19 protein-coding genes and 1 tRNA gene are annotated in these 17,868 nt (G+C 67.5%); 10 read left to right on the forward strand and 10 right to left on the reverse strand.

Translation table 11 applies throughout. The annotated features are described in order from the left end of the window. Positions 1–105 precede the first annotated feature (105 nt). Complete coding sequence (locus tag M2351_RS37755) at positions 106–594, forward strand: acyl-CoA thioesterase (protein ID WP_264661113.1); 489 nt, start codon at positions 106–108, stop codon at positions 592–594. Between the two features lie 7 nt (positions 595–601). Here the strand turns inward: M2351_RS37755 and M2351_RS37760 are convergent, their stop codons facing one another. The 4 genes from M2351_RS37760 to M2351_RS37775 form a co-directional block, all read right to left on the reverse strand. Beyond that, a complete protein-coding gene (locus M2351_RS37760; protein WP_264661114.1) occupies positions 602–2,041 on the reverse strand; it encodes a DEAD/DEAH box helicase in 1,440 nt (479 codons plus the stop codon). Next, complete coding sequence (locus tag M2351_RS37765) at positions 2,034–2,267, reverse strand: hypothetical protein (protein ID WP_264661115.1); 234 nt, start codon at positions 2,265–2,267, stop codon at positions 2,034–2,036. Before M2351_RS37765 ends, M2351_RS37760 begins: the two co-directional genes overlap by 8 nt. A 323-nt stretch (positions 2,268–2,590) precedes the next feature. Further along, positions 2,591–3,298 (reverse strand): aspartate/glutamate racemase family protein, encoded by a 708-nt coding sequence (locus M2351_RS37770; RefSeq protein ID WP_264661116.1) that lies wholly within the window; start codon positions 3,296–3,298, stop codon positions 2,591–2,593. Between the two features lie 226 nt (positions 3,299–3,524). Further along, positions 3,525–4,190: a LuxR C-terminal-related transcriptional regulator gene (locus M2351_RS37775; RefSeq protein WP_264661117.1), complete on the reverse strand. Its 666-nt coding sequence runs from the start codon at positions 4,188–4,190 to the stop codon at positions 3,525–3,527. A gap of 349 nt (positions 4,191–4,539) precedes the next feature. On the opposite strand from M2351_RS37775, the gene M2351_RS37780 reads away from it, so the two are divergent. Next, positions 4,540–4,824 (forward strand): hypothetical protein, encoded by a 285-nt coding sequence (locus M2351_RS37780; RefSeq protein ID WP_264661118.1) that lies wholly within the window; start codon positions 4,540–4,542, stop codon positions 4,822–4,824. 618 nt (positions 4,825–5,442) lie between these two features. Here the strand turns inward: M2351_RS37780 and M2351_RS37785 are convergent. Then, entirely contained in the window at positions 5,443–5,877 is a 435-nt protein-coding gene (locus M2351_RS37785) for a winged helix-turn-helix transcriptional regulator (RefSeq protein WP_264661119.1), read from the reverse strand. A 96-nt stretch (positions 5,878–5,973) separates the two neighbouring features. Here M2351_RS37785 and M2351_RS37790 point away from each other — a divergent pair, with 96 nt between their 5' ends. After that, positions 5,974–6,708, forward strand: coding sequence for an SDR family NAD(P)-dependent oxidoreductase (locus M2351_RS37790; RefSeq protein ID WP_264661120.1), 735 nt, complete (start codon positions 5,974–5,976; stop codon positions 6,706–6,708). 187 nt (positions 6,709–6,895) lie between these two features. Here the strand turns inward: M2351_RS37790 and M2351_RS37795 are convergent. After that, a tRNA-Gln gene (locus M2351_RS37795) sits at positions 6,896–6,969 on the reverse strand. Between the two features lie 187 nt (positions 6,970–7,156). Between M2351_RS37795 and M2351_RS37800 the strand changes: the two genes are divergently transcribed. From M2351_RS37800 to guaB, 3 genes are all read left to right on the forward strand, one after another. Then, complete coding sequence (locus M2351_RS37800; RefSeq protein WP_264661121.1) at positions 7,157–8,185, forward strand: Ppx/GppA phosphatase family protein; 1,029 nt, start codon at positions 7,157–7,159, stop codon at positions 8,183–8,185. A gap of 14 nt (positions 8,186–8,199) precedes the next feature. After that, a complete protein-coding gene (locus M2351_RS37805; protein ID WP_264661122.1) occupies positions 8,200–8,910 on the forward strand; it encodes an RlmE family RNA methyltransferase in 711 nt (236 codons plus the stop codon). A gap of 163 nt (positions 8,911–9,073) precedes the next feature. Further along, positions 9,074–10,552: an IMP dehydrogenase gene (guaB, locus tag M2351_RS37810; protein WP_264661123.1), complete on the forward strand. Its 1,479-nt coding sequence runs from the start codon at positions 9,074–9,076 to the stop codon at positions 10,550–10,552. Between the two features lie 93 nt (positions 10,553–10,645). On the opposite strand, the gene M2351_RS37815 is transcribed toward guaB, so the two are convergent. After that, positions 10,646–11,407 (reverse strand): TrmH family RNA methyltransferase, encoded by a 762-nt coding sequence (locus M2351_RS37815; protein WP_264661124.1) that lies wholly within the window; start codon positions 11,405–11,407, stop codon positions 10,646–10,648. Between the two features lie 274 nt (positions 11,408–11,681). On the opposite strand from M2351_RS37815, the gene M2351_RS37820 reads away from it, so the two are divergent. Both M2351_RS37820 and M2351_RS37825 read left to right on the forward strand, forming a co-directional pair. Continuing rightward, complete coding sequence (locus tag M2351_RS37820) at positions 11,682–11,930, forward strand: DUF1272 domain-containing protein (protein WP_264661125.1); 249 nt, start codon at positions 11,682–11,684, stop codon at positions 11,928–11,930. A 35-nt stretch (positions 11,931–11,965) separates the two neighbouring features. Further along, positions 11,966–12,283 carry an EthD family reductase gene (locus M2351_RS37825; RefSeq protein WP_264661126.1) on the forward strand — a complete coding sequence of 106 codons (318 nt, stop codon included), beginning with the start codon at positions 11,966–11,968 and terminating at the stop codon, positions 12,281–12,283. A 12-nt stretch (positions 12,284–12,295) separates the two neighbouring features. On the opposite strand, the gene M2351_RS37830 is transcribed toward M2351_RS37825, so the two are convergent. Then, positions 12,296–12,817: a GNAT family N-acetyltransferase gene (locus M2351_RS37830; protein WP_264661127.1), complete on the reverse strand. Its 522-nt coding sequence runs from the start codon at positions 12,815–12,817 to the stop codon at positions 12,296–12,298. 12 nt (positions 12,818–12,829) lie between these two features. Then, a complete protein-coding gene (mltA, locus tag M2351_RS37835; protein WP_264661128.1) occupies positions 12,830–13,993 on the reverse strand; it encodes a murein transglycosylase A in 1,164 nt (387 codons plus the stop codon). A gap of 323 nt (positions 13,994–14,316) precedes the next feature. On the opposite strand from mltA, the gene M2351_RS37840 reads away from it, so the two are divergent. Together M2351_RS37840 and M2351_RS37845 are read left to right on the forward strand one after the other, a co-directional pair. Then, complete coding sequence (locus M2351_RS37840; protein ID WP_264661129.1) at positions 14,317–15,687, forward strand: RsmB/NOP family class I SAM-dependent RNA methyltransferase; 1,371 nt, start codon at positions 14,317–14,319, stop codon at positions 15,685–15,687. A 70-nt stretch (positions 15,688–15,757) separates the two neighbouring features. After that, positions 15,758–16,585: a class I SAM-dependent methyltransferase gene (locus M2351_RS37845; protein WP_264661130.1), complete on the forward strand. Its 828-nt coding sequence runs from the start codon at positions 15,758–15,760 to the stop codon at positions 16,583–16,585. Positions 16,586–16,608: 23 nt separating this feature from the next. Here the strand turns inward: M2351_RS37845 and M2351_RS37850 are convergent, their stop codons facing one another. After that, positions 16,609–17,745, reverse strand: a complete 1,137-nt coding sequence (locus M2351_RS37850; RefSeq protein WP_264661131.1) for a hypothetical protein — start codon at positions 17,743–17,745, stop codon at positions 16,609–16,611. Between the last annotated feature and the right edge of the window lie 123 nt (positions 17,746–17,868).

A 17,868-nucleotide genomic window follows, 5' to 3' on the forward strand; every position in this document is an offset into this window, starting at 1 on the left:
CTCCCGTTCCGGCAAGAAGTGATTTCTCAACAATTCGTGCTATAGACTGTTCGTGCTGCAGGGCAATATAAAAGCCCGACCCGATGAACAAAAAAGGATTCCCGCATGACCGTCGTCCCGCTGGGCAAGCCCTCCGCGAACGATCACGCGACGCGCCACCCGCTGCTGCCCGAGGGCGCGTTCCGGGTGCAGAGGCCGATCCGATTCTCCCACACCGACCCGGCCGGGATCGTCTATTTCCCGGTCTATTTCGACATGTTCAACGGCGTGATCGAGGACTGGTTCACCCTGGGGCTCGGGTACAACTACGCCAGCATGATCCTGGACCGGCGGCTGGGCCTGCCGATCGTGCACGCGGAGTGCGACTTCCTCATCCCCGGCCGCATGGGCGAGACGCTGACGCTGGGCGTCGTGATCGAGCGGCTCGGCCGTAGTTCCATCACGCTGCGCATCACGGCGGAGGCCGACGGGAAGGTGCGCCTATCCGGCCAGCTGGTCGTCGTGGCCACCTCGCTGGACAGCTTCGAGTCCGTCCCGTTGCCGGAGGACCTGCGCCGGTCCATGGAGGAATACCGCGTCGCGTGCGAGCGTTGACCAGCCGTCACGCGGCCGACCGCTCCTCCAGGGACGCGCGCAGGATCGTCCCGATGTCATCCAGCAGGCTGGTGTCGTCGCCGGCCATGGCGTCCATGGAGGCCATGCGGGCGACCACGGCCTCCGCGACGCGCTCCTCTACGGTGTCTTCGGCGTAGGTGTACCAGACGGTCGCCTTGCGGCCGTCGCGGTGGCAGCGTCCCTCGATCTGCTGCATCTGGATCGCAGAGTAGCGCAGGTCGTGGACGACGAGCGCGCGGGGCGCCTCGCCACCCGGCATCTCCCCCTGATGAAGGGAGATCGACTCCGTCACGGTGAACACGACGACGTCCAGTTGGCCGGTCTGGAAATCGGTACGCGTCGCCTCGTTGGCGTCGCCGTCCTGCTCCCCCGTGATCCGCCCGACGCGCCAGCCCCGGCCGCGCAGCGTGTCCTCCAGCAGGGCCGCCGTTTCCAGGAAGGCGACCGACACGGCGACGGCGTGGCCGTTGCCGAGCAATTCCTCCACGAAATCCGCCGTGCCGCGCACCCGCAGCAGCGAGCCCTTCTGGCGGAAGCGCAGGTCGGCGGCCCAGCCCTGGGGCCGGCGCGTGCTGCCGCCGGCAAGGCCGAACTCCCGCCGGAACTCCCGCCAGGTCGCGTCGTAGAGGCGGCGTTCCTCGCGGTCGAACTCGGTCGGCTCCAGCGCCCGTTCGATCTCCGGCCAGCCGGCGATGTCCTCCGGCGTGCGGCGCAGTCCTGCGGCGTTGGGGCCCTGGTAGAGCAGGTCCGCCATCAGGCGGCAGTCCCGCTCGTTCGGCTCCCACGACCAGTTCTTCCAGCGCCCCTTGGCCTTGCCGATGCCGAGCCGCTTCATGAGGTTCCGGAAGCCGCCAATGTCGGCGGTGTCCGTCCCGGCGGCGCGGCCGAGCAGGGCGCCGAGGTAGGCCAGCTCGTGCGGCGCCTGCCCGGCGGTGGCGCTCATGTAGATGGTGAAGGCCGCCGCGTCGGCGATGGTGCGGCAGGCCATGGTCTGCTGGGAGTGCGGGTTGCGCAGGCGGTGGCTCTCGTCGAAGACGACGATGGGCCAGGTCCGCTTCGGCTCCCCGAACTTGGCGAGTTCGTTGTTCTTGGCGCGGGTCGAGCGCTTGCTGCTGGCCGGCACCGGCTTCAGCAGCGACTTGGTCCGCTCGTAGTTGATGAGCGTGACGCGCTTCGGCCGGCAGCCCGACCGGGCGATGGTCCGGCGCCAATGGGCCAGCGCGCTTTTCGGTCCGACGACCAGCACCTCGTCCTCCGGCATGGCGGCCACGGCCAGCCAGACCGACAGCGTCTTGCCCAGGCCGGTGCGGTCGCCCAGCAGGAAGCCGGGCCAGCCGGCGGCGCGGCGCGTCAGGATCGCGTCGCGCGCCTCGACCTGGTGCGCGCGCGGGACGAACGCCTCCGCAGCACCGGGCGCGTCAGCCATGCAGCACGGTCACGTTGTTGGGCCGGTCCTCCGCCGACCGCCGACTGACCTTCTTCAGTTGCGTGATGTAGCGCTCCGCGCCGTTCTCCATCACCGCGATGGCGGCCAGACCCATGTCGTCGGGAACGATGTGGATCTCCTTGATCCGCGCCGTGCCCGCGGTCAGTTCCGCCGCGTCGAGGACTTCGTCGCCTTTGCGGAAGCCCAGATACTCGTCAACCTGCATCGCTGTGTCACCAGCCGTCCGTCCAAGAGTGGCCCAGGCCGGTTGAGCGGCCCGGATCTTTCCATATGGTAGCGCATCCCGCCGCCTGCACGCGAGAGCGGTGGGTACGCCGACCTGGGTGACCCGCATTTCCCCGTGCGACGGAATGAAACGCTGTGAAACACGAAACGCGGTGATGTCGCATGGGCGGAGTCGTTCCCGTTTATGACTTCGATCCTATATTGTTTCGTGCGGGGGCGCAAGGAACGCAGGAAAACCACAGAGGCACGGAGACACGGAGATCGGTAAACTCCGTGTCTCTGTGCCTCTGTGGTGAATCGCCTTCAGCCAACCGCGCCGTCGCCCAACGCCACGTCCATGGCCGCTTCGGCGTGGATGCGCGTGGTGTCGAAGACGGGGAGGTCGGTGTCGCCGGCCCCGATCAGCATGGTGATCTCGGTGCAGCCGAGGATGACGCTGTCGGCGCCGGCCGCGCGAAGGCGCTCGATCTCCGCGAGGTAGGCGGCCTTGGAATCCCCCTTCACCTCGCCGCGGCAGAGTTCGTCGTAGATGACCCGGTGGACCAGCGCCCGGCCCGCCTCGTCCGGAACCAGAACATCCAGCCCATGCCGGTCGCGCAGACGCCCGGTGTAGAAGTCCTGTTCCATGGTGAAGCGGGTGGCCAGCAGGGCGGGGCGCTTGGCGCCCGCCGCCTTCAACCGCCCGGCGGTCGCGTCGGCGATGTGGACGAGCGGGATGCCGATGGCCAATTCCACGGCCCCGGCCAGCTTGTGCATGGTGTTGGTGCAGATGACCAGCGCTTCGGCCCCGGCACCCTCCAGCCGGCGGGCGACGTCGACCAGGATCGTGGCCGCCCCGTCCCAATCCCCGGCGTGCTGGCGCTCCGCGATCTCGGCGAAATCAACGGACCACAACAGCAGCTTTGCCGAATGCAGCCCGCCGAGCCGGTTGCGCGCGATCTCGTTGAGGTGGCGATAGTAGATCGCGGTGCTTTCCCAGCTCATGCCACCGATCAGACCGAGCGTCTTCATGATCTCTCCCACATTGCGCGCGTTGCTTGGCTTCGACGGCAATCCTGCGCCATCGCCGACCGTTCGGCGCCAGCATGCCGCCGCCTACGGCGCAGGGCCAGAGCGAACTCGTGCAGGCGGGGCAGGCCAAGCCCCGCCGATGTGGGCCTCCATGACGAGGATCACGCTCGACAACAGTCCCGGCGGCAATTCCGGCCGGCCGGTGCGGAGGGCGTCGTCCCGAGGGTCAGGCGACTTCCAAAGACCCTTCCACCTTGCCGCCGAAGCCGTTCTCCAGCGCCCAGATCGCCGCCTGGGTGCGGTTCGAGACGTTGATCTTGCGCAGCAGGCTTTTGAGATGGACCTTCACCGTCGCCTCGGTGATGTTCAAGTGAATGGCGATCATCTTGTTGCTGTCGCCCAAGAGGAGACGCTGCACGAGCTGCACCTCGCGCCCCGACAGGCCCTTCGGCGCGGACGGCGCGTTCGCGTTGGCGTTCACCTTGCCCGTGATCAGAAGGGCGGCCAGATGGGTGGGGAACACCTTTTCTCCCATCATCACCAAGCGCAGCGACTGGGCGAGCGCTGCCGGCGAGATGTCCTTCATCAGGAAGGCATCGGCGCCCGCCTGGATGGCGTTGGCCATCTCCGTGGTGTCCAGTTCGGTGGCGAGCAGAACCAGGCGCGCTTCCGGAAACCGGCCCTTCAGCGCCGTCACCGCCTGCACCGTGTCCCGCGTCGAAGCCGGATCGAGCATGATGAGTTGGGGCGCTTCGCCTTCTGCGCCCGACAGCATTCCTTCCGCGTTCGCAGCCTCGTTCGTGACGCGGAACTCCCCGTCGGAGAACAGGGCCTTCATGCCTTCGCGGAACAACTTGTTGGCGTCAATCAGAAAGATGGAAACAGGGTGCATCGTTCAGTCACTCTCGAAAGCGATCACGTTGACCGGACGCTACCCGATCATTCGTGTGCTGGCCAACCCTAACGTTAGTAAAAAATTAACCATATGAGCCGAGCAAAACCTGTACTTTGGGCTATAGGCGGGGTCGCGACGGGACCCCATCCCAAAATTTGGGTGCGTACCCGCGGGTGAGCATAAGCTTCCCCGGGCCGAACGCGACGGTGCTTCGCAGGTCGGCGGCTCTGCCGCGCATCCGCTTCAGAGGACGCCCAGCGGTAAGCCGAGCGGGAATTCTCCTTATGGTTTCGTTGTTGAGGTGGTCAAAGGGACACATTCACGCCTTCCATGGAGGATACCGCTCATGAAACGCGCGTTCGGTGCTGCGATGCTGCTGGCAACCACGCTTGCGCTGGGGGCCTGCAACCAAACCAGCAATGGTGGCTTGTTCGGCGACAGCGGTGGCGGGATTTTCGGCGGAAGTGGGAGCAACGGAAGCGGCGGGCTGTTCGGCTCGGGCGGTTCGAACCAGTATGCCCGCAATGGGCAGTGCGACGATCCGCGCTACAACACGTCCAACGGCGGCCGCGCCGAAGCCGGCACCGATGACTATGACTGCTCGCGGTACGGCAACGGCGTCAAGCGCTGACGCCACCGTCGCGAGTGATTGCGACCGGGGGTGATGACCCGGCGTGGGTGCCGGGTCATTTCCTCCTAGCCGACCAGACGCAGAGGTCCAGACGCAGAGGCTCTCGATCGGCCCGCGTCAACCGATGGGCCGATTTTCCTTCGATCCGGGCCGGACTTCTTTCTGCCTGCGCACGCGGACAAGCGTCGGCTATGGACGCCTGCTGTTCTGGTGGATCAATCGGCACTCCGGAGGGCGCTTCGCGGCGGTCGAGTCACCATCTGGGAAGCACGGGCAGCAGGAGCGAGCGCGTTGCTCTCCCGTGTATTGATGCATGGCTTGGCGCGTCCCTTCCCCAGGACGCCAAAATTACGCCAATCAGAGCGGCGGCAATCATAAAGAGAACCAGCAGAGCAGCGATCATTCCGCTTCCCCGGTTTCTTATGTGCATCATCACACCCCGCTGTCCCGTGAACCGGTGCCCATGCTAACGCTGTGCGATCATGGTTTCCTGCTCAAATCCGGATAGACACACTGGGCGCGCGTCTTCGGTATTGCTTCAGGCACGCTCCTCTTTTGAGGTAAGGCGCTCTCCCGAGGGAGTCCGTGATCACCGGGGAACGGGCTGGAAGGGGCGGTTCACCGTCCTTTGGTGGTCCAGCCATCCCGTTGGGCGAAAACCCGGCTGACCTCCGCCATGTGCTCTGTGCCCCAGGAGCAGAGCGGCACGAGGGCTTCCGCCAAGCTGCGGCCCAAGGGGGTGAGGCTGTAGTCGACCCGCGGAGGAACCTCCTTGTAGTCGGTCCGCTTCACCAAACCATCGGCCTCCAGTTCCTTCAGCTGCTGGATCAGCATCTTGTCGCTGACGTCGCGCACCGCTCGCCGGAGTTCGCCGTAACGATACGGGCCACCTTGGGCGAGGAAGTACAGAATCAGCGGCTTCCACTTCCCGGCGATGATCCGCAACGTCGCATCGAGGCCGCAGGTGAAGCCAGGCAAAGTCGGGGTGCAGCCCGGATCCGGCTGGGGAGCCGGCGCCGACGGCTGGGTCGGGTCCGAACGGTCATTCTTCATGTCGGGCGTCATTTTGGGGCACTTACCAAATGGTGCATACTTGTCGATAGGTGGGTAGGTCGCCAGCTCTGTGCAACCTCACTGAAGGAGCGCAACATGAGCAGGCTACAGGGCAAGACGGCGGTGGTGACCGGCGGCGGAAGCGGCATCGGATTCGGCGCTGCTAAACGGTTTGTCGACGAAGGAGCGTTCGTGTACCTCTTCGGGCGGCGGCAAGAGGCGCTCGATGCGGCCGTCGCGAAGCTCGGATCCTCGGCGCGGGCCGTCAGGGGCTCGGTCACCGATCTGTCCGACCTCGACCGGTTGTACGACACCGTCAAGGCCGAACGGGGCGGGCTCGACATTCTGTTCGCCAACGCCGGGACCGGGGCGTTCGCGCCGCTCGGTGACATCACGCCCGAGCATTACGACCAGATTTTCGACGTCAATGTGAAAGGGCTGGTCTTCACGGTGCAGAAAGCCCTGCCGCTGATGGGGGACGGGGCGTCGATCATCCTGACCGGTTCGAGCACGGGAGTGATGGGGACGCCGCAGTTCAGCATTTACAGCGCGACCAAGGCCGCGGTCCGGAACCTGGCGCGCAGTTGGGCGCTGGACCTGCGCGGCACGGGCATCCGCGTCAATGTGCTGTCTCCGGGACCGACCAAGACGGAACTGGCGCTGGAGGTGGTGGGCGAGGAAGGGTTGGATGCGCTCGGCAGCACGACGCCCATCGGGCGGATGGGCGACCCGTCCGAGACGGGGGCGGTGGCCGCGTTCCTGGCATCCTCCGACAGCAGCTTCATGACCGGCGGCGAGGTTTTCGTCGACGGAGGGCTTGCTCAAGTCTGAGGCATAGAACGCCTTTTGAACGTGGGGGCTTCGGTAACCGGGGTCGAAGCTCTCAAAGCGCCGCCGTGCAGCGGTCGTGTGGTGTTCGATGGTCGCCGCAGGACGGGGAGCGTGGACCGTGGCGGGGCCGGCGCCCGGCACGCGCAGTACGTTCAAATGCTGAAGCTGTAGGCCGCTTGGGAAAGGTTGGTTGGGGGACTAGGATTCGAACCTAGGCTGGCGGAGTCAGAGTCCGCTGTCCTACCGCTAGACGATCCCCCAGACCGTCGTCGGGAGCGGTCATGGCCGCGTCCCGTCGTGGGCCGCCCTTTTAGCAAAGGGTCCCGCGCTTGTATAGACTTTTTTTGCGGTCGGCACCTTCGGCAAGCCGGCCTTTACCATTCGTGGGGTTCCAACCGGGAATGAAACCGGGTTAAGATGCCGCTCTTCAGCGTGGCGGGGAGGATTCGTGGACCTACAGGTGCACAGCGGGCGGCAGAACGACACCGGACGGTTGCGTTCGACGGTTCCCTCGCGCCCTGTGTTCGCGGCCCTCGACCTCGGCACCAACAATTGCCGCCTGCTGATCGCGCGGGCCGCTCCCGGCGGTTTTCGCGTCATCGACGCCTTCTCGCGAATCGTCCGGCTGGGGGAGGGGCTGACCCGCCACGACCAGCTGTCGGACCTGGCGATGGAACGCACCATCGCCGCCCTGAAGGTGTGCGGGTCCAAGATCGAACGGCGCGGCGTCACCGCCGCCCGCGCCGTCGCGACGGAGGCCTGCCGGCGCGCCCGCAACTGCAACGAGTTCATCGACGCGGTGGAACGGGAAACCGGCATCGCCATCGAGATCATCTCCAGCCAGGAGGAAGGGCGCCTGGCGCTTGCCGGTTGCGCGTCGCTGCTGGACCATTCCGTGCCCTACGCGGTCGTGTTCGACATCGGCGGCGGCTCGACCGAGCTGATGTGGCTGGCGGTGGAGAAGAACCGGCCGCCGCGCATCCTCGACCAGACCTCCATCCGCTGCGGCGTCATCGGCCTGACGGAGCAGTTCGGTGGGCCGGAGGTGAGCGGCGACATGTACCGCAACATGGTGGAGGCGGTGTCCTCCGCCATCGCCGGCTTCGAGGCGCGCAACGGCATCCGCGAGCGGGTGCTGGCGGGGCAGGTGCAGATGCTCGGCACGTCGGGCACGGTGACGACGCTGGCGGGGGTTCACCTCGGCCTGTGCCGCTACGACCGCCGGGCGGTGGACGGCAGCTTCCTGCGCATCGACCACGCCCGCGCGGTCATCGAACGGCTCGTCGCGCTGGACTTCGACGGCCGGGCGCGGCATCCCTGCATCGGCCAGGACCGCGCGGACCTGGTCATCGCCGGCTGCGCGGTGCTGGACGCGCTGTGCGACTGTTGGCCGGTCCAGCGGCTGCGCATCGCCGACCGCGGCCTGCGCGAGGGCATCCTCGTGGAGCTGATCGGGTCGGCGCGGGAATTGTATTAAGGAACTGTGAGATCATGGTTGGAAAGCCCCCGTCCTCCTCCAAGCCGGGTGGACGCCGCGCCACCGTTCGCGTGAAGACCGCGACGAAGCGCTCCACCTCGTCGGCCCGCTGGCTGGAGCGGCACCTGAACGACCCCTACGTGCACGAAGCGACGAAGCGCGGCTTCCGCTCGCGCGCCGCCTTCAAGCTGTTGCAGCTGGACGAGAAGTTCCACCTGCTCGCCCCCGGCAAGCGCGTGGTCGACCTGGGCGCCGCCCCCGGCGGCTGGACCCAGGTGGCGGTCGATAAGGTGCAGACGGCGAAGGAAGGCTGGACGGTCGTCGGGCTGGACATCCTGCCCATGGACCCGGTCCCCGGCGCCACCACCATGCAGGCCGACTTCCTGGAGGAGGGCGCCGCCGACCGGCTGAAGGAGGCGCTGGGCGGCCCGGCCGACGTGGTGCTGAGCGACATGGCCGCGCCGACCATCGGCCACCAGCACACCGACCACCTGCGCATCATGGCGCTGGCCGAGGCCGCCTACGACTTCGCGGAGGAGGTGCTGGCCCCCGGCGGGGCCTTCGTGGCCAAGCTGTTTCAGGGCGGGGCGGAGAAGTCGTTGCTGGAGCGGCTGAAGCGCGATTTCACGACCGTCCGCCACGCGAAGCCGCCGGCCAGCCGTGCGGAATCGTCGGAAACCTATGTCGTCGCCACGGGTTTTCGTGGCGCGAACGCGAACGACTGACACGGCCGCAGGTTGAGACGCGTACGCGCAGGTCATGGCTGGCCTGCGCGTTCGGGCCGTCGTACACGATAATTTGTGGTGTGCGCGCCTTCACAAGCCCACGGTCTTGTGTATAGTGCGGCGAAATTTTTTCCGGCCCCCCTGTCCTTCCGGGAGATTTCCGATGGCCCGCTCGACCTCGATCCGCGAAGCCCTGACCTTCGACGACGTTCTTCTGGTGCCGGCCGAAAGTTCGGTCCTGCCGAACGAGGTCGACACCCGGACCCGCCTGACCAAGTCCATCGAACTCGGCATCCCGCTGATGTCCTCGGCCATGGACACGGTGACCGAGAGCAGCCTCGCCATCGCCATGGCCCAGGCCGGCGGCATCGGCGTCATCCACCGCAACCTGACCATCGAGCAGCAGGCCGAGGAGGTCCGCAAGGTCAAGCGGTATGAGTCCGGCATGGTGGTCAACCCGATCACCATCACCCCCGGCGCCACGCTGGCCGACGCGCTGCAGCTGATGGCCGACTACCGCATCTCCGGCATTCCGGTGGTGGAGACGCTGGACTCCCGCGGCAGCGGCAAGCTGGTCGGCATCCTGACCAACCGCGACGTGCGCTTCGCCAGCGACCCGAAGCAGCCGGTCAGCGAACTGATGACCAAGGATCTGGTGACCGTCCGCGAGGGCGTCAGCCAAGCCGAGGCCAAGCGCCTGCTGCACCAGCACCGCATCGAGAAGCTGCTGGTGGTGGACGAGGATTACCGCTGCATCGGCCTCGTCACCGTGAAGGACATCGAGAAGGCCCAGGCCTACCCGAACGCCTGCAAGGACGCCCAGGGCCGCCTGCGCGTCGCCGCCGCCACCGGCACCGGCTCCGACGGGCTGCGCCGGGCGGAGGCTCTGTTCGACGCCGGCGTCGACGTGCTGGTGGTCGACACCGCGCACGGCCATTCGCTGAAGGTGCTGGACCAAGTGCGCGCCGCGCGCAACATGTCCAACTACACCCAGGTGATTGCCGGCAACGTGGCGACCGGCGACGCGGCGAAGGCGCTGATCGACGCCGGCGCCGACGCCGTGAAGGTCGGCATCGGCCCGGGCTCCATCTGCACCACCCGCATCGTGGCCGGAGTCGGCGTTCCGCAGCTGACCGCCGTCATGGACGTGGTGGAGACCTGTGAGAAGCTGGGCATCCCGGTGATCTCCGACGGCGGCATCAAGTTCTCCGGCGACCTCGCCAAGGCGATCGCCGCGGGCGCCAGCGTCGCGATGCTGGGCAGCCTGTTCGCCGGCACGGACGAGAGCCCCGGCGAGGTCATCCTGTTCCAGGGCCGCTCCTACAAGAGCTACCGCGGCATGGGTTCGGTGGGAGCCATGGCGCGCGGCTCGGCCGACCGTTACTTCCAGCAGGAAGTCTCGACCATGAAGCTGGTGCCGGAAGGCGTCGAAGGCCGCGTCCCCTACAAGGGCCCGGTGTCGGCGGTGATCCACCAGCTGGTCGGCGGCCTGCGCGCGGCCATGGGCTACACCGGCAGCAAGTCCATCGCCGAGATGCAGACGAAGTGCGAGTTCGTCCGCATCACCAACGCGGGCCTGCGCGAAAGCCATGTGCACGACATCACGATTACTAACGAGTCGCCGAACTACCGGCAGGGGTGACGGGTTGAGGGTGTTGGGCTGCGCTGCGCTCCACCCAACCTACGCGGCTCGTGCTTCGTAGGTTGGGTGGAGCGATAGCGAAACCCAACATCTTTACCTGATCGATGTGAAGTAGCTGAACAGCGCCACGCTCGCCGCGACCGTGGCGTTCAGCGATTCCACGGCGCCGGTGGTCGGGATGGACAGGCGTCGGACCGGCAGGTCGTCGGGGATGCCCTGGCCTTCCTCCCCCAGCACCAGACGGACGTCGCGTGGCCAGGGGAAGGCGGCCATGTCCGCGCCGCCGGCGTCCAGCGCGACCATCGGGCCGACGGCTCCCTTCAGATCATCCCAGCGACCGCCGCGCAGCAGGGTCAATTCGAACTGTGCGTTGGAGGCGGCGCGCAGGCATTTGGGGTGGAAGGGGTGGGCGGCCCCCTCCAGCAGGATCACGCGCCGTGCGTTGAAGGCGGCGGCGCTGCGCAGCAGGGCGCCGAGGTTGTTCGGATCGCCGAGCGCGCAGACCAGCTCCAGGCCATGCGGCGGCTGCGACAGGTCGACCAGCGGCATCTCAGGGACCCCGCCGACCAGCAGCGGAAAGCCGGTCCCCGACGCGTCCAGCGTGCGGAACAGCGCGGGGGCGAGCTGCACCGGATCGATGTGCGCGGGAAGGCTCCAGCCGTCGATCTGGGTCGGGTCGGCGAACAGAACCGTTGAAAAGCGTTCGGGCCAGCGGGCCAGCGCCTCCGGCACGGTCTTCAGGCCGGCCAGCAGGAACTTGCCTTGTTTCTTCAAGCCGCGGCTTTCCAGCAGCGATTCCCACAGCTTGAACTGCGGGTTCTGCAAGCTTTCGATCAGGCGCGGCGGGCGGTTCATGGCAGAGGCACTTCCCAGGCATATGCGGCACACCGGCCGCGCGCGGACCCTAAAGCGGATTTCGATCCGCTTTGGACCGCGACAGCGGGCCCGGACGCCTATGCGTCCGAAGCCCGGCCGGCGAGTGAGGCCATTTGAATCTAAAACGAACGGAAGTTCGTTTTAGAGCTTCGGGTGCTGGCTTGGGAAGGCTGCATTCTGCGGGCACACAACCGGCTTTTCAGTGCAGGTTGCGTTCGCTAGGATCGGTCCACCACCACTGCGGAGCGCAACGATGCGTGCCCTGCGTCCGAATTGCAAGTGCTGCCAACGGGACCTGCTGTCGGACGCGATTGATGCCTACACCTGTTCCTTCGACTGCACCTCCTGCATCCCATGCAAGGACAACGCGCTGAAGGGACCCTGCACGAATTGCGGCGGAGAGCTTGCGCGCCGTCCGATCCGTCCAGCCGAAAAGCTTGTCAACAATCCGCCGTCGTTGAAACGTGTTCTGAAGGCGGGTGGCTGTGCAGGCGCATTCTGAACGATGTTTGTTCACCCTTAAGGAGAGCTGTAAAAATGATCAAGATTACCATCCAATACCCGAACAAGGACGGCGCTCGTTTCGACATCGATTATTACGTAAGCACCCACATGCCAATGGCCATCGAGAAGCTGGGCCCGGGGGTGCGTGGCGTCACCGTGGAGCATGGGATCAGTGGTGCGCTTCCCGGATCGGCGCCGGCTTTCGTCGCGTCCTGTTCGTTTCTGTTCGATACGGCGGACGCCTTTTACGAGGCCTTCCTTCCGAACGCGGCCCAGCTTCAGGGCGACATCCCGAACTATACGGACATCGAACCGGTCATCCACTTCAGCGAAGTGAAGCTGTCGCAGTAGGCGCATCGTGGCTCAGCGCAGGCGGCGCCCAAGGAACAACAGCGGACCGCGCTGGGTCGCCTCGATGAAGCCGGCGCGCTGATAGAAGGCGACGTTGCGGGCGAAGACCCCGGTGACAAGGTGGACGCCGGGCAGCCCGTCGGCCCGGCAATCCTCGGCGAAGTGGTCAACCAGAATACGGCCGACGCCGCGGTCGCGGTGACCGGGCCGAACGTTGACGTGCAGGTGCGCGGGGAAGGCCGCGAAGCGGTCGGCGAAGACCTCGTATTTCGGGATGATGCGGGCGAGGTCGGTTGCCCCGGCGCTGTCCTTGCATCCGGTTAGATAGCCGAGGATGGTGCCGTCGCTATCGACTGCGAACCAGACGTCGTCCGGCGCGCTCTCCACGTACCAGCCGGTCCAGGTGCGGAAGAAGGCTGCGCGATCCTCCGGCGACGCGAAATTCGTCCGCAGGGTGGAGAGGAAGAAGATCTCCTCCAGCGCGGCCAGGGCGGCCGCCCGGTCGGGCATGCTGGGCAGGCGGACCAACTCCAACGGTGTCTCTCCTCAGCGGCGCTGGGCCAGCAGGAAGGAGGCGTTGCGCGGGGCGAGCATGGTGTAGCGCCCACGGGCCTTCATGACGCCGGCCCCTTCCTCGGCCTCCGCCCCGTGGCCCCAGAACAGGTCGCCGCGCACCGGGCCCTTGATGGCGCCGCCGGTGTCCTGGGCGACGACGAGGCGCTTGATCTCGCCGTTGGGCACCGGGGCGTCGCGCAGCTCCAGCCACAGCGGCACGCCGAGCGGGATGTAGCCGGCGTCGACCGCAAGGCTGCGCCCGCCGGTCAGTTCCATGTTCCGGGCGCCCCGCGCGCCGATGTTGGGGCGCAGTTGGAAGAACACGTAGGAGGGGTTCAGGTTCATCACCCGCTTGGCCTCGGCCGGATGCTCGTTCAGCCAGCGGCGGATCAGTGGCATGGTCACCTGCTCCGCCGTGCAGAAGCCGATGTCGATCAGGTGCTTGCCGATGGGGAAATAGCCGTGGCCGTTCTGCCCGGCGTAGCCCAGCGCCACCACCGAGCCGTCGGTCATCCGGACGCGGCCGGAGCCCTGGATTTCCAGGAAGAAGGCGTCGATGGGGTCATCCACCCACAGGATCTCCAGCCCCTTGCCCTTCAGCGCGCCGTCCACGATGCGGGCGCGGGACGGGATGCCGCGCTTGCTGCGCTTGGGCGTGCGGTAGATGGGGACGTTGTAGCGATCGGTGCGGGTCCAGCTGCCGCGCAGTTCCACCTCGTAATAGCCGGTGAACAGGCCCTCCTGCCCCGCGGACAGGGACACGGGCGTGAAGTTTTCCTCGAAGAAGCGGCGCGCCGTCTCCGGGGCGCCGTCGGGCAGGGTGCGCAGCGCCGCGCAGATCGGCCGCCAGTCGGCGGTGGTGCCGGCCGCGGGGTTGGGGCCGAGCGGCCGGTCGGAGGGTTGCGCGTCCACCCAGCGGCAGGTGCGCTGGAGGGCGGGCAGGGCCTGGGCGTGGTCGTCGTCGGTCCAGCCGGGCAGGGCGCGGAAGTCGGCGGAGACCTTCTCCAGCCCCGGGCGCGGCGCGGGCGTGCCTGTCGCGACCGGCCCGGTGCCGGACGGCGTGGTGCCGGCGCAGGCCGCCAGGAGCCCGAGCGCAAGAAGGGTGGAGACGCGCGCAGGCACGCGCGCCATGACACTGCCGACCGCAGCCGCCATCGCGGACCCCGTACAGAGTTTTCTGAATTCGCCAAAGAGGAGGGAAGGCAGAACTTGCCGCGACCAAGACGGCAAGGCCGGACGCCTCTACCTCTTTTTTGCCTCTTTACGGGATTTCGGTCAACAGGTCTTCGCGATGCCAAGCAAAAGCCGGCCGTCTTGTCACAGGCCCGGGGTGAATGGCCGGCGGGCAAAACGACTCGGGTGGGCAGGGGCGCGTCAGCGGGGGGTGACAAGGGGTGGTCATCCGGGTTATCGACCCATACATGAGCGGGCGTTCCCCATTTCCCGCGCCCGACCCTGTTCCCTCAAGGACCCAAGCCATGACTCCCGCCGCCCGCCTTCAGGCGGTCATCGACCTGCTGACCGAGATCGACGAAACCCCGCGCCCCGCCGACGCGGTGATGAGCGCCTATTTCCGCGCCCGCCGCTACATCGGGTCCAAGGACCGCACTGCGGTGGCGCAGACGGCCTACGCGATCCTGCGCCGGCACGCGCGCCTGACCTGGTGGCTGGAGCGGCTGGGCCACCCGCCGACCCCGCGCGCCCGCGCGCTGGCCAACGAGATCCTGGCGGAGGGCAAGGCGGCGTCGGCGGTGAAGGCGCTGTTCGGCTCCACCAAGTTCGCGCCGGACGCGCTGGCGCCGGAGGAGGCGAAGCTCGCCAACGAGTTGGACACCCACACGCTGGAGCATCCGCAGATGCCGGAGAGCGTGCAAGTGGAGTGCCCGCCCTGGGCGGAGGCGCCCATGCGGGAAGCGCTGGGCGACCGTTTCGCGGTGGAGATGAAGACGCTGCTTGACCCGGCGCCGCTCGACCTGCGCATCAACCCGGTGAAGGCCAACCGTGAGAGCGCCACCAAGGCGCTGGCCCGCGCCCGCATCACGGCGGAGCCGACGCGCTGGTCGCCGCTGGGCCTGCGCGTGCAGGGGCGCCCGCCGCTGGGCACCGTGGACGCCTTCAAGGAAGGGCTGGTCGAGATCCAGGACGAGGGCTCGCAGCTCGTCGCGCTGGCCGTCGCGCCGAAGCCCGGGCAGCAGGTGGTGGACTTCTGCGCCGGGGCCGGCGGCAAGACGCTGGCCATCGCCGCGCTGATGAAGAACAAGGGCCGCGTCGTGGCCTGCGACGTGCTGGCCGGCCGCCTGAAGCGCGCCGCCGAGCGGTTCCGCCGCGCCGGCCTGCACAACATCGAGGCGCACCCGCTGACCAGCGAGCGCGACCCCTGGGTGAAGCGCCACAAGCGCAAGTTCGACCGCGTGCTGGTGGATGCCCCGTGCAGCGGCACCGGCACATGGCGCCGCAACCCCGACAGCCGCTGGCGCCAGCTCGGCCCGGGCCTCGACCAGTTGCTCCCTTTGCAGGCGAACATCCTGGACAGCGCGTCGCGCCTCGTGAAGCCGGGCGGGCGGCTGGTCTACGCCACCTGCTCCATGCTGCCGGAGGAAAACGAGAAGCAGATCGCCGCCTTCCTGGAGACGCACCCGGACTTCACCGTGATGCCGGTCGCCGATGTCTGGGCGGAGGAGGAGGCGGGCACCCCGCCGGCCGAGGGCCCCTACCTGCGCCTGACCCCGGCCCGCCACGACACCGACGGCTTCTTCGCCGCGGTGATGGTGCGCAAGGCCGAGGAAGCTCCGGCGGAGGCGGCTTCGGAAGGCGTGGACGGGGCGGAGGCGGCTGCAACGGAGCCGTGACGCGGTCCGGCAATCCCGATACTGTGGTGCAACCGCCGGAAGCGGAGCCCACAGCGAGGGAGGTCGGTTCATGTCCATCGAGCAGCAGGTCGCCGAGCACTACGGGCGCCGGGATCTGGCGTCGGACATCCTCGGCGCGCTGGAGCGGGCGGGGAAGGACATCGACCGCCTGCGCCCCGATGACCTCGCCCCCATCGACGAGTTCCACATCCGCGGGCGCGAAGCCACCGACGAGCTGGGGCGGGCGCTGGGGCTGGAGGCGGCCCTGACGGTGCTGGACGTCGGCAGCGGGCTCGGCGGACCCAGCCGTCGGCTTGCGGACGTCCACGGCTGCCGAATCGTCGGGATCGACCTCACCGACGAGTATTGCCGCACGGCGACGGTCCTGGCGGACCGGGTCGGGCTGGGCGGCGTGGTCGAGTACCGGCAGGGCTCCGCGCTCGACATGCCGTTCGCGGCGGCCAGCTTCGACCGGGTCTACACGCAGCATGTGGCGATGAACATCGCCGACAAGCCGAGGCTCTACGCCGAGATCGCGCGGGTGCTAAAGCCCGGCGGCCTGTTCGGCCTGTACGACCTGCTGCAGGGGCCGGGCGGGACGGTGCACTTTCCCGTCCCCTGGGCGCGCGATCCCGCCACCAGCTTCCTCGCCACGCCGGACGAGCTTCGCGGGCTGCTGGCCGACAGCGGGCTGGAGGTCGTCGGCTGGCGCGACACCAGCGCGGACGGCCGCGCCTGGTTCCAGTCCCTGCGCGACCGGCTGGCGAGCGAAGGACCGCCGCCGATTGGCTTTCACCTGCTCCTCGGACCCGACTTCCGCGACATGGCGCGCAACCAGGTCCGGAACCTGGAGGAGCAGCGCATCCTTCCGACCGAGGTGGTCTGCCGGAGGGTGTGAGTGGCGGGGCCGATCCGCCCAGGTCAGTCCGCTGTCGTCTTGTCGATCCGTGTGGGGCCGGTCCCGGCTTTCAGGGCGTTCAGCAGCCCATCGGTCAAATCGGCGTTTGCAGCGGCCACCCCCGCGAACGCCCCCGGGGTGTTGCCGCTTTCAGCCTTCTGCGTGCTTGAGCCGAGAGCGGATTGCAGCATGGACAGCGCGGCCTGCGCGTTTCCAGCATTGCCCGCGGTGGTGGCGGCGGCGGCTGGCTTCTGGGCCGGCGAAGCGGCAGTCGTTGTGGCCGCCCCAGTGGCCGCCCCAGAGGCCGTTTCGGAGGGTTCCGTGGGCGCGGCTGTCGGCTCGGCGTTGCCGGTCGGTTCCGACCAGCCGTCACCGCGCCCGATTCCGGGAATGTCGACGCTCGCCGCGAAGGATTGAAGGGCGTTTCCAAAGACTTTGGCGTCGAAGCCAAGTTTCTGGAGCTTCTCCTCGGCGGCGTTTCCCTCCGGCGAGAATGGCGCGAGAAAGCCGCTGTCCGGTCCCAGGGATGACATGGCCGCCTGGAATCCCTTGACGTTCTTCGTGAAGCCGCTGGCGTCGGTCAGAACGTCCGTCTGGTCGGAAGGCCGTCCGTAGGCGGCTTCGGCCTCGGCGATCTGCGACTTGAACGCATCCTGGACGGGGCGAAGGCGCTCTGCCATCTCGTCCATGGTGATGTCGCCGTGTTGCTGGGCCTCCTGGATGTCCGACGTCTTCCGCCCAATCTCGGACAAGGCGCCGGACATGCGGCTGCCGTAGGCCTGCAGCTTCTGCCAGGCAGCTTCGGTGTCCGCCAGCTTCTGCCTGTCCTCATCGTCGTGGGGGCGTTCCGCGACGTAGCGGTTGAAGGTTGCCTGGGTCGCAAGCGACTTCAGGCCGGTCACTACCTCATCGGCGCTGATCTGCCCACTATTGACAAGGCCTTCCAACGTCCCGCGGGCCTTGCTGTCGAGGTGCTTGAACAGGTCGGCCGCGGCGCCGTTCAAAGCCTGCCCAAGCTTGCTCACCGACACGGCTTCGGTGCGGACATGGTTGCCGATAGCCGTTGATGCGGAAGTGCCAGCGGATGTTCCGGGCGTCGCGGGCTTCCAATAGCCGGTGGCGGATGTGACGAGCGAAGAACCGATCGCGCTGTTGACCATTGGGCACTCTTCTTCGCTTCTGTCCATACACTGGATCGTTGTTCCGTACAGTGAATACCCATAGTATTAGTAAGTCATTGATATTGCGTAGTTAGCTAACTATCCAAAGGGCTGCACCGAAGC

It is taken from the genome of Azospirillum canadense, assembly GCF_025961225.1.
Lineage (GTDB): Bacteria > Pseudomonadota > Alphaproteobacteria > Azospirillales > Azospirillaceae > Azospirillum > Azospirillum canadense.

Coding starts and splice junctions, on each gene's coding strand:
- M2351_RS37755 (WP_264661113.1), top strand. CDS start 106: ATGACCGTCGTCCCGCTGGGCAAGCCCTCCGCGAACGATCACGCGACG.
- M2351_RS37760 (WP_264661114.1), bottom strand. CDS start 2,041: ATGGCTGACGCGCCCGGTGCTGCGGAGGCGTTCGTCCCGCGCGCGCAC.
- M2351_RS37765 (WP_264661115.1), bottom strand. CDS start 2,267: ATGCAGGTTGACGAGTATCTGGGCTTCCGCAAAGGCGACGAAGTCCTC.
- M2351_RS37770 (WP_264661116.1), bottom strand. CDS start 3,298: ATGAAGACGCTCGGTCTGATCGGTGGCATGAGCTGGGAAAGCACCGCG.
- M2351_RS37775 (WP_264661117.1), bottom strand. CDS start 4,190: ATGCACCCTGTTTCCATCTTTCTGATTGACGCCAACAAGTTGTTCCGC.
- M2351_RS37780 (WP_264661118.1), top strand. CDS start 4,540: ATGAAACGCGCGTTCGGTGCTGCGATGCTGCTGGCAACCACGCTTGCG.
- M2351_RS37785 (WP_264661119.1), bottom strand. CDS start 5,877: ATGAAGAATGACCGTTCGGACCCGACCCAGCCGTCGGCGCCGGCTCCC.
- M2351_RS37790 (WP_264661120.1), top strand. CDS start 5,974: ATGAGCAGGCTACAGGGCAAGACGGCGGTGGTGACCGGCGGCGGAAGC.
- M2351_RS37805 (WP_264661122.1), top strand. CDS start 8,200: ATGGTTGGAAAGCCCCCGTCCTCCTCCAAGCCGGGTGGACGCCGCGCC.
- guaB (WP_264661123.1), top strand. CDS start 9,074: ATGGCCCGCTCGACCTCGATCCGCGAAGCCCTGACCTTCGACGACGTT.
- M2351_RS37815 (WP_264661124.1), bottom strand. CDS start 11,407: ATGAACCGCCCGCCGCGCCTGATCGAAAGCTTGCAGAACCCGCAGTTC.
- M2351_RS37820 (WP_264661125.1), top strand. CDS start 11,682: ATGCGTGCCCTGCGTCCGAATTGCAAGTGCTGCCAACGGGACCTGCTG.
- M2351_RS37825 (WP_264661126.1), top strand. CDS start 11,966: ATGATCAAGATTACCATCCAATACCCGAACAAGGACGGCGCTCGTTTC.
- mltA (WP_264661128.1), bottom strand. CDS start 13,993: ATGGCGGCTGCGGTCGGCAGTGTCATGGCGCGCGTGCCTGCGCGCGTC.
- M2351_RS37840 (WP_264661129.1), top strand. CDS start 14,317: ATGACTCCCGCCGCCCGCCTTCAGGCGGTCATCGACCTGCTGACCGAG.
- M2351_RS37845 (WP_264661130.1), top strand. CDS start 15,758: ATGTCCATCGAGCAGCAGGTCGCCGAGCACTACGGGCGCCGGGATCTG.
- M2351_RS37850 (WP_264661131.1), bottom strand. CDS start 17,745: ATGGTCAACAGCGCGATCGGTTCTTCGCTCGTCACATCCGCCACCGGC.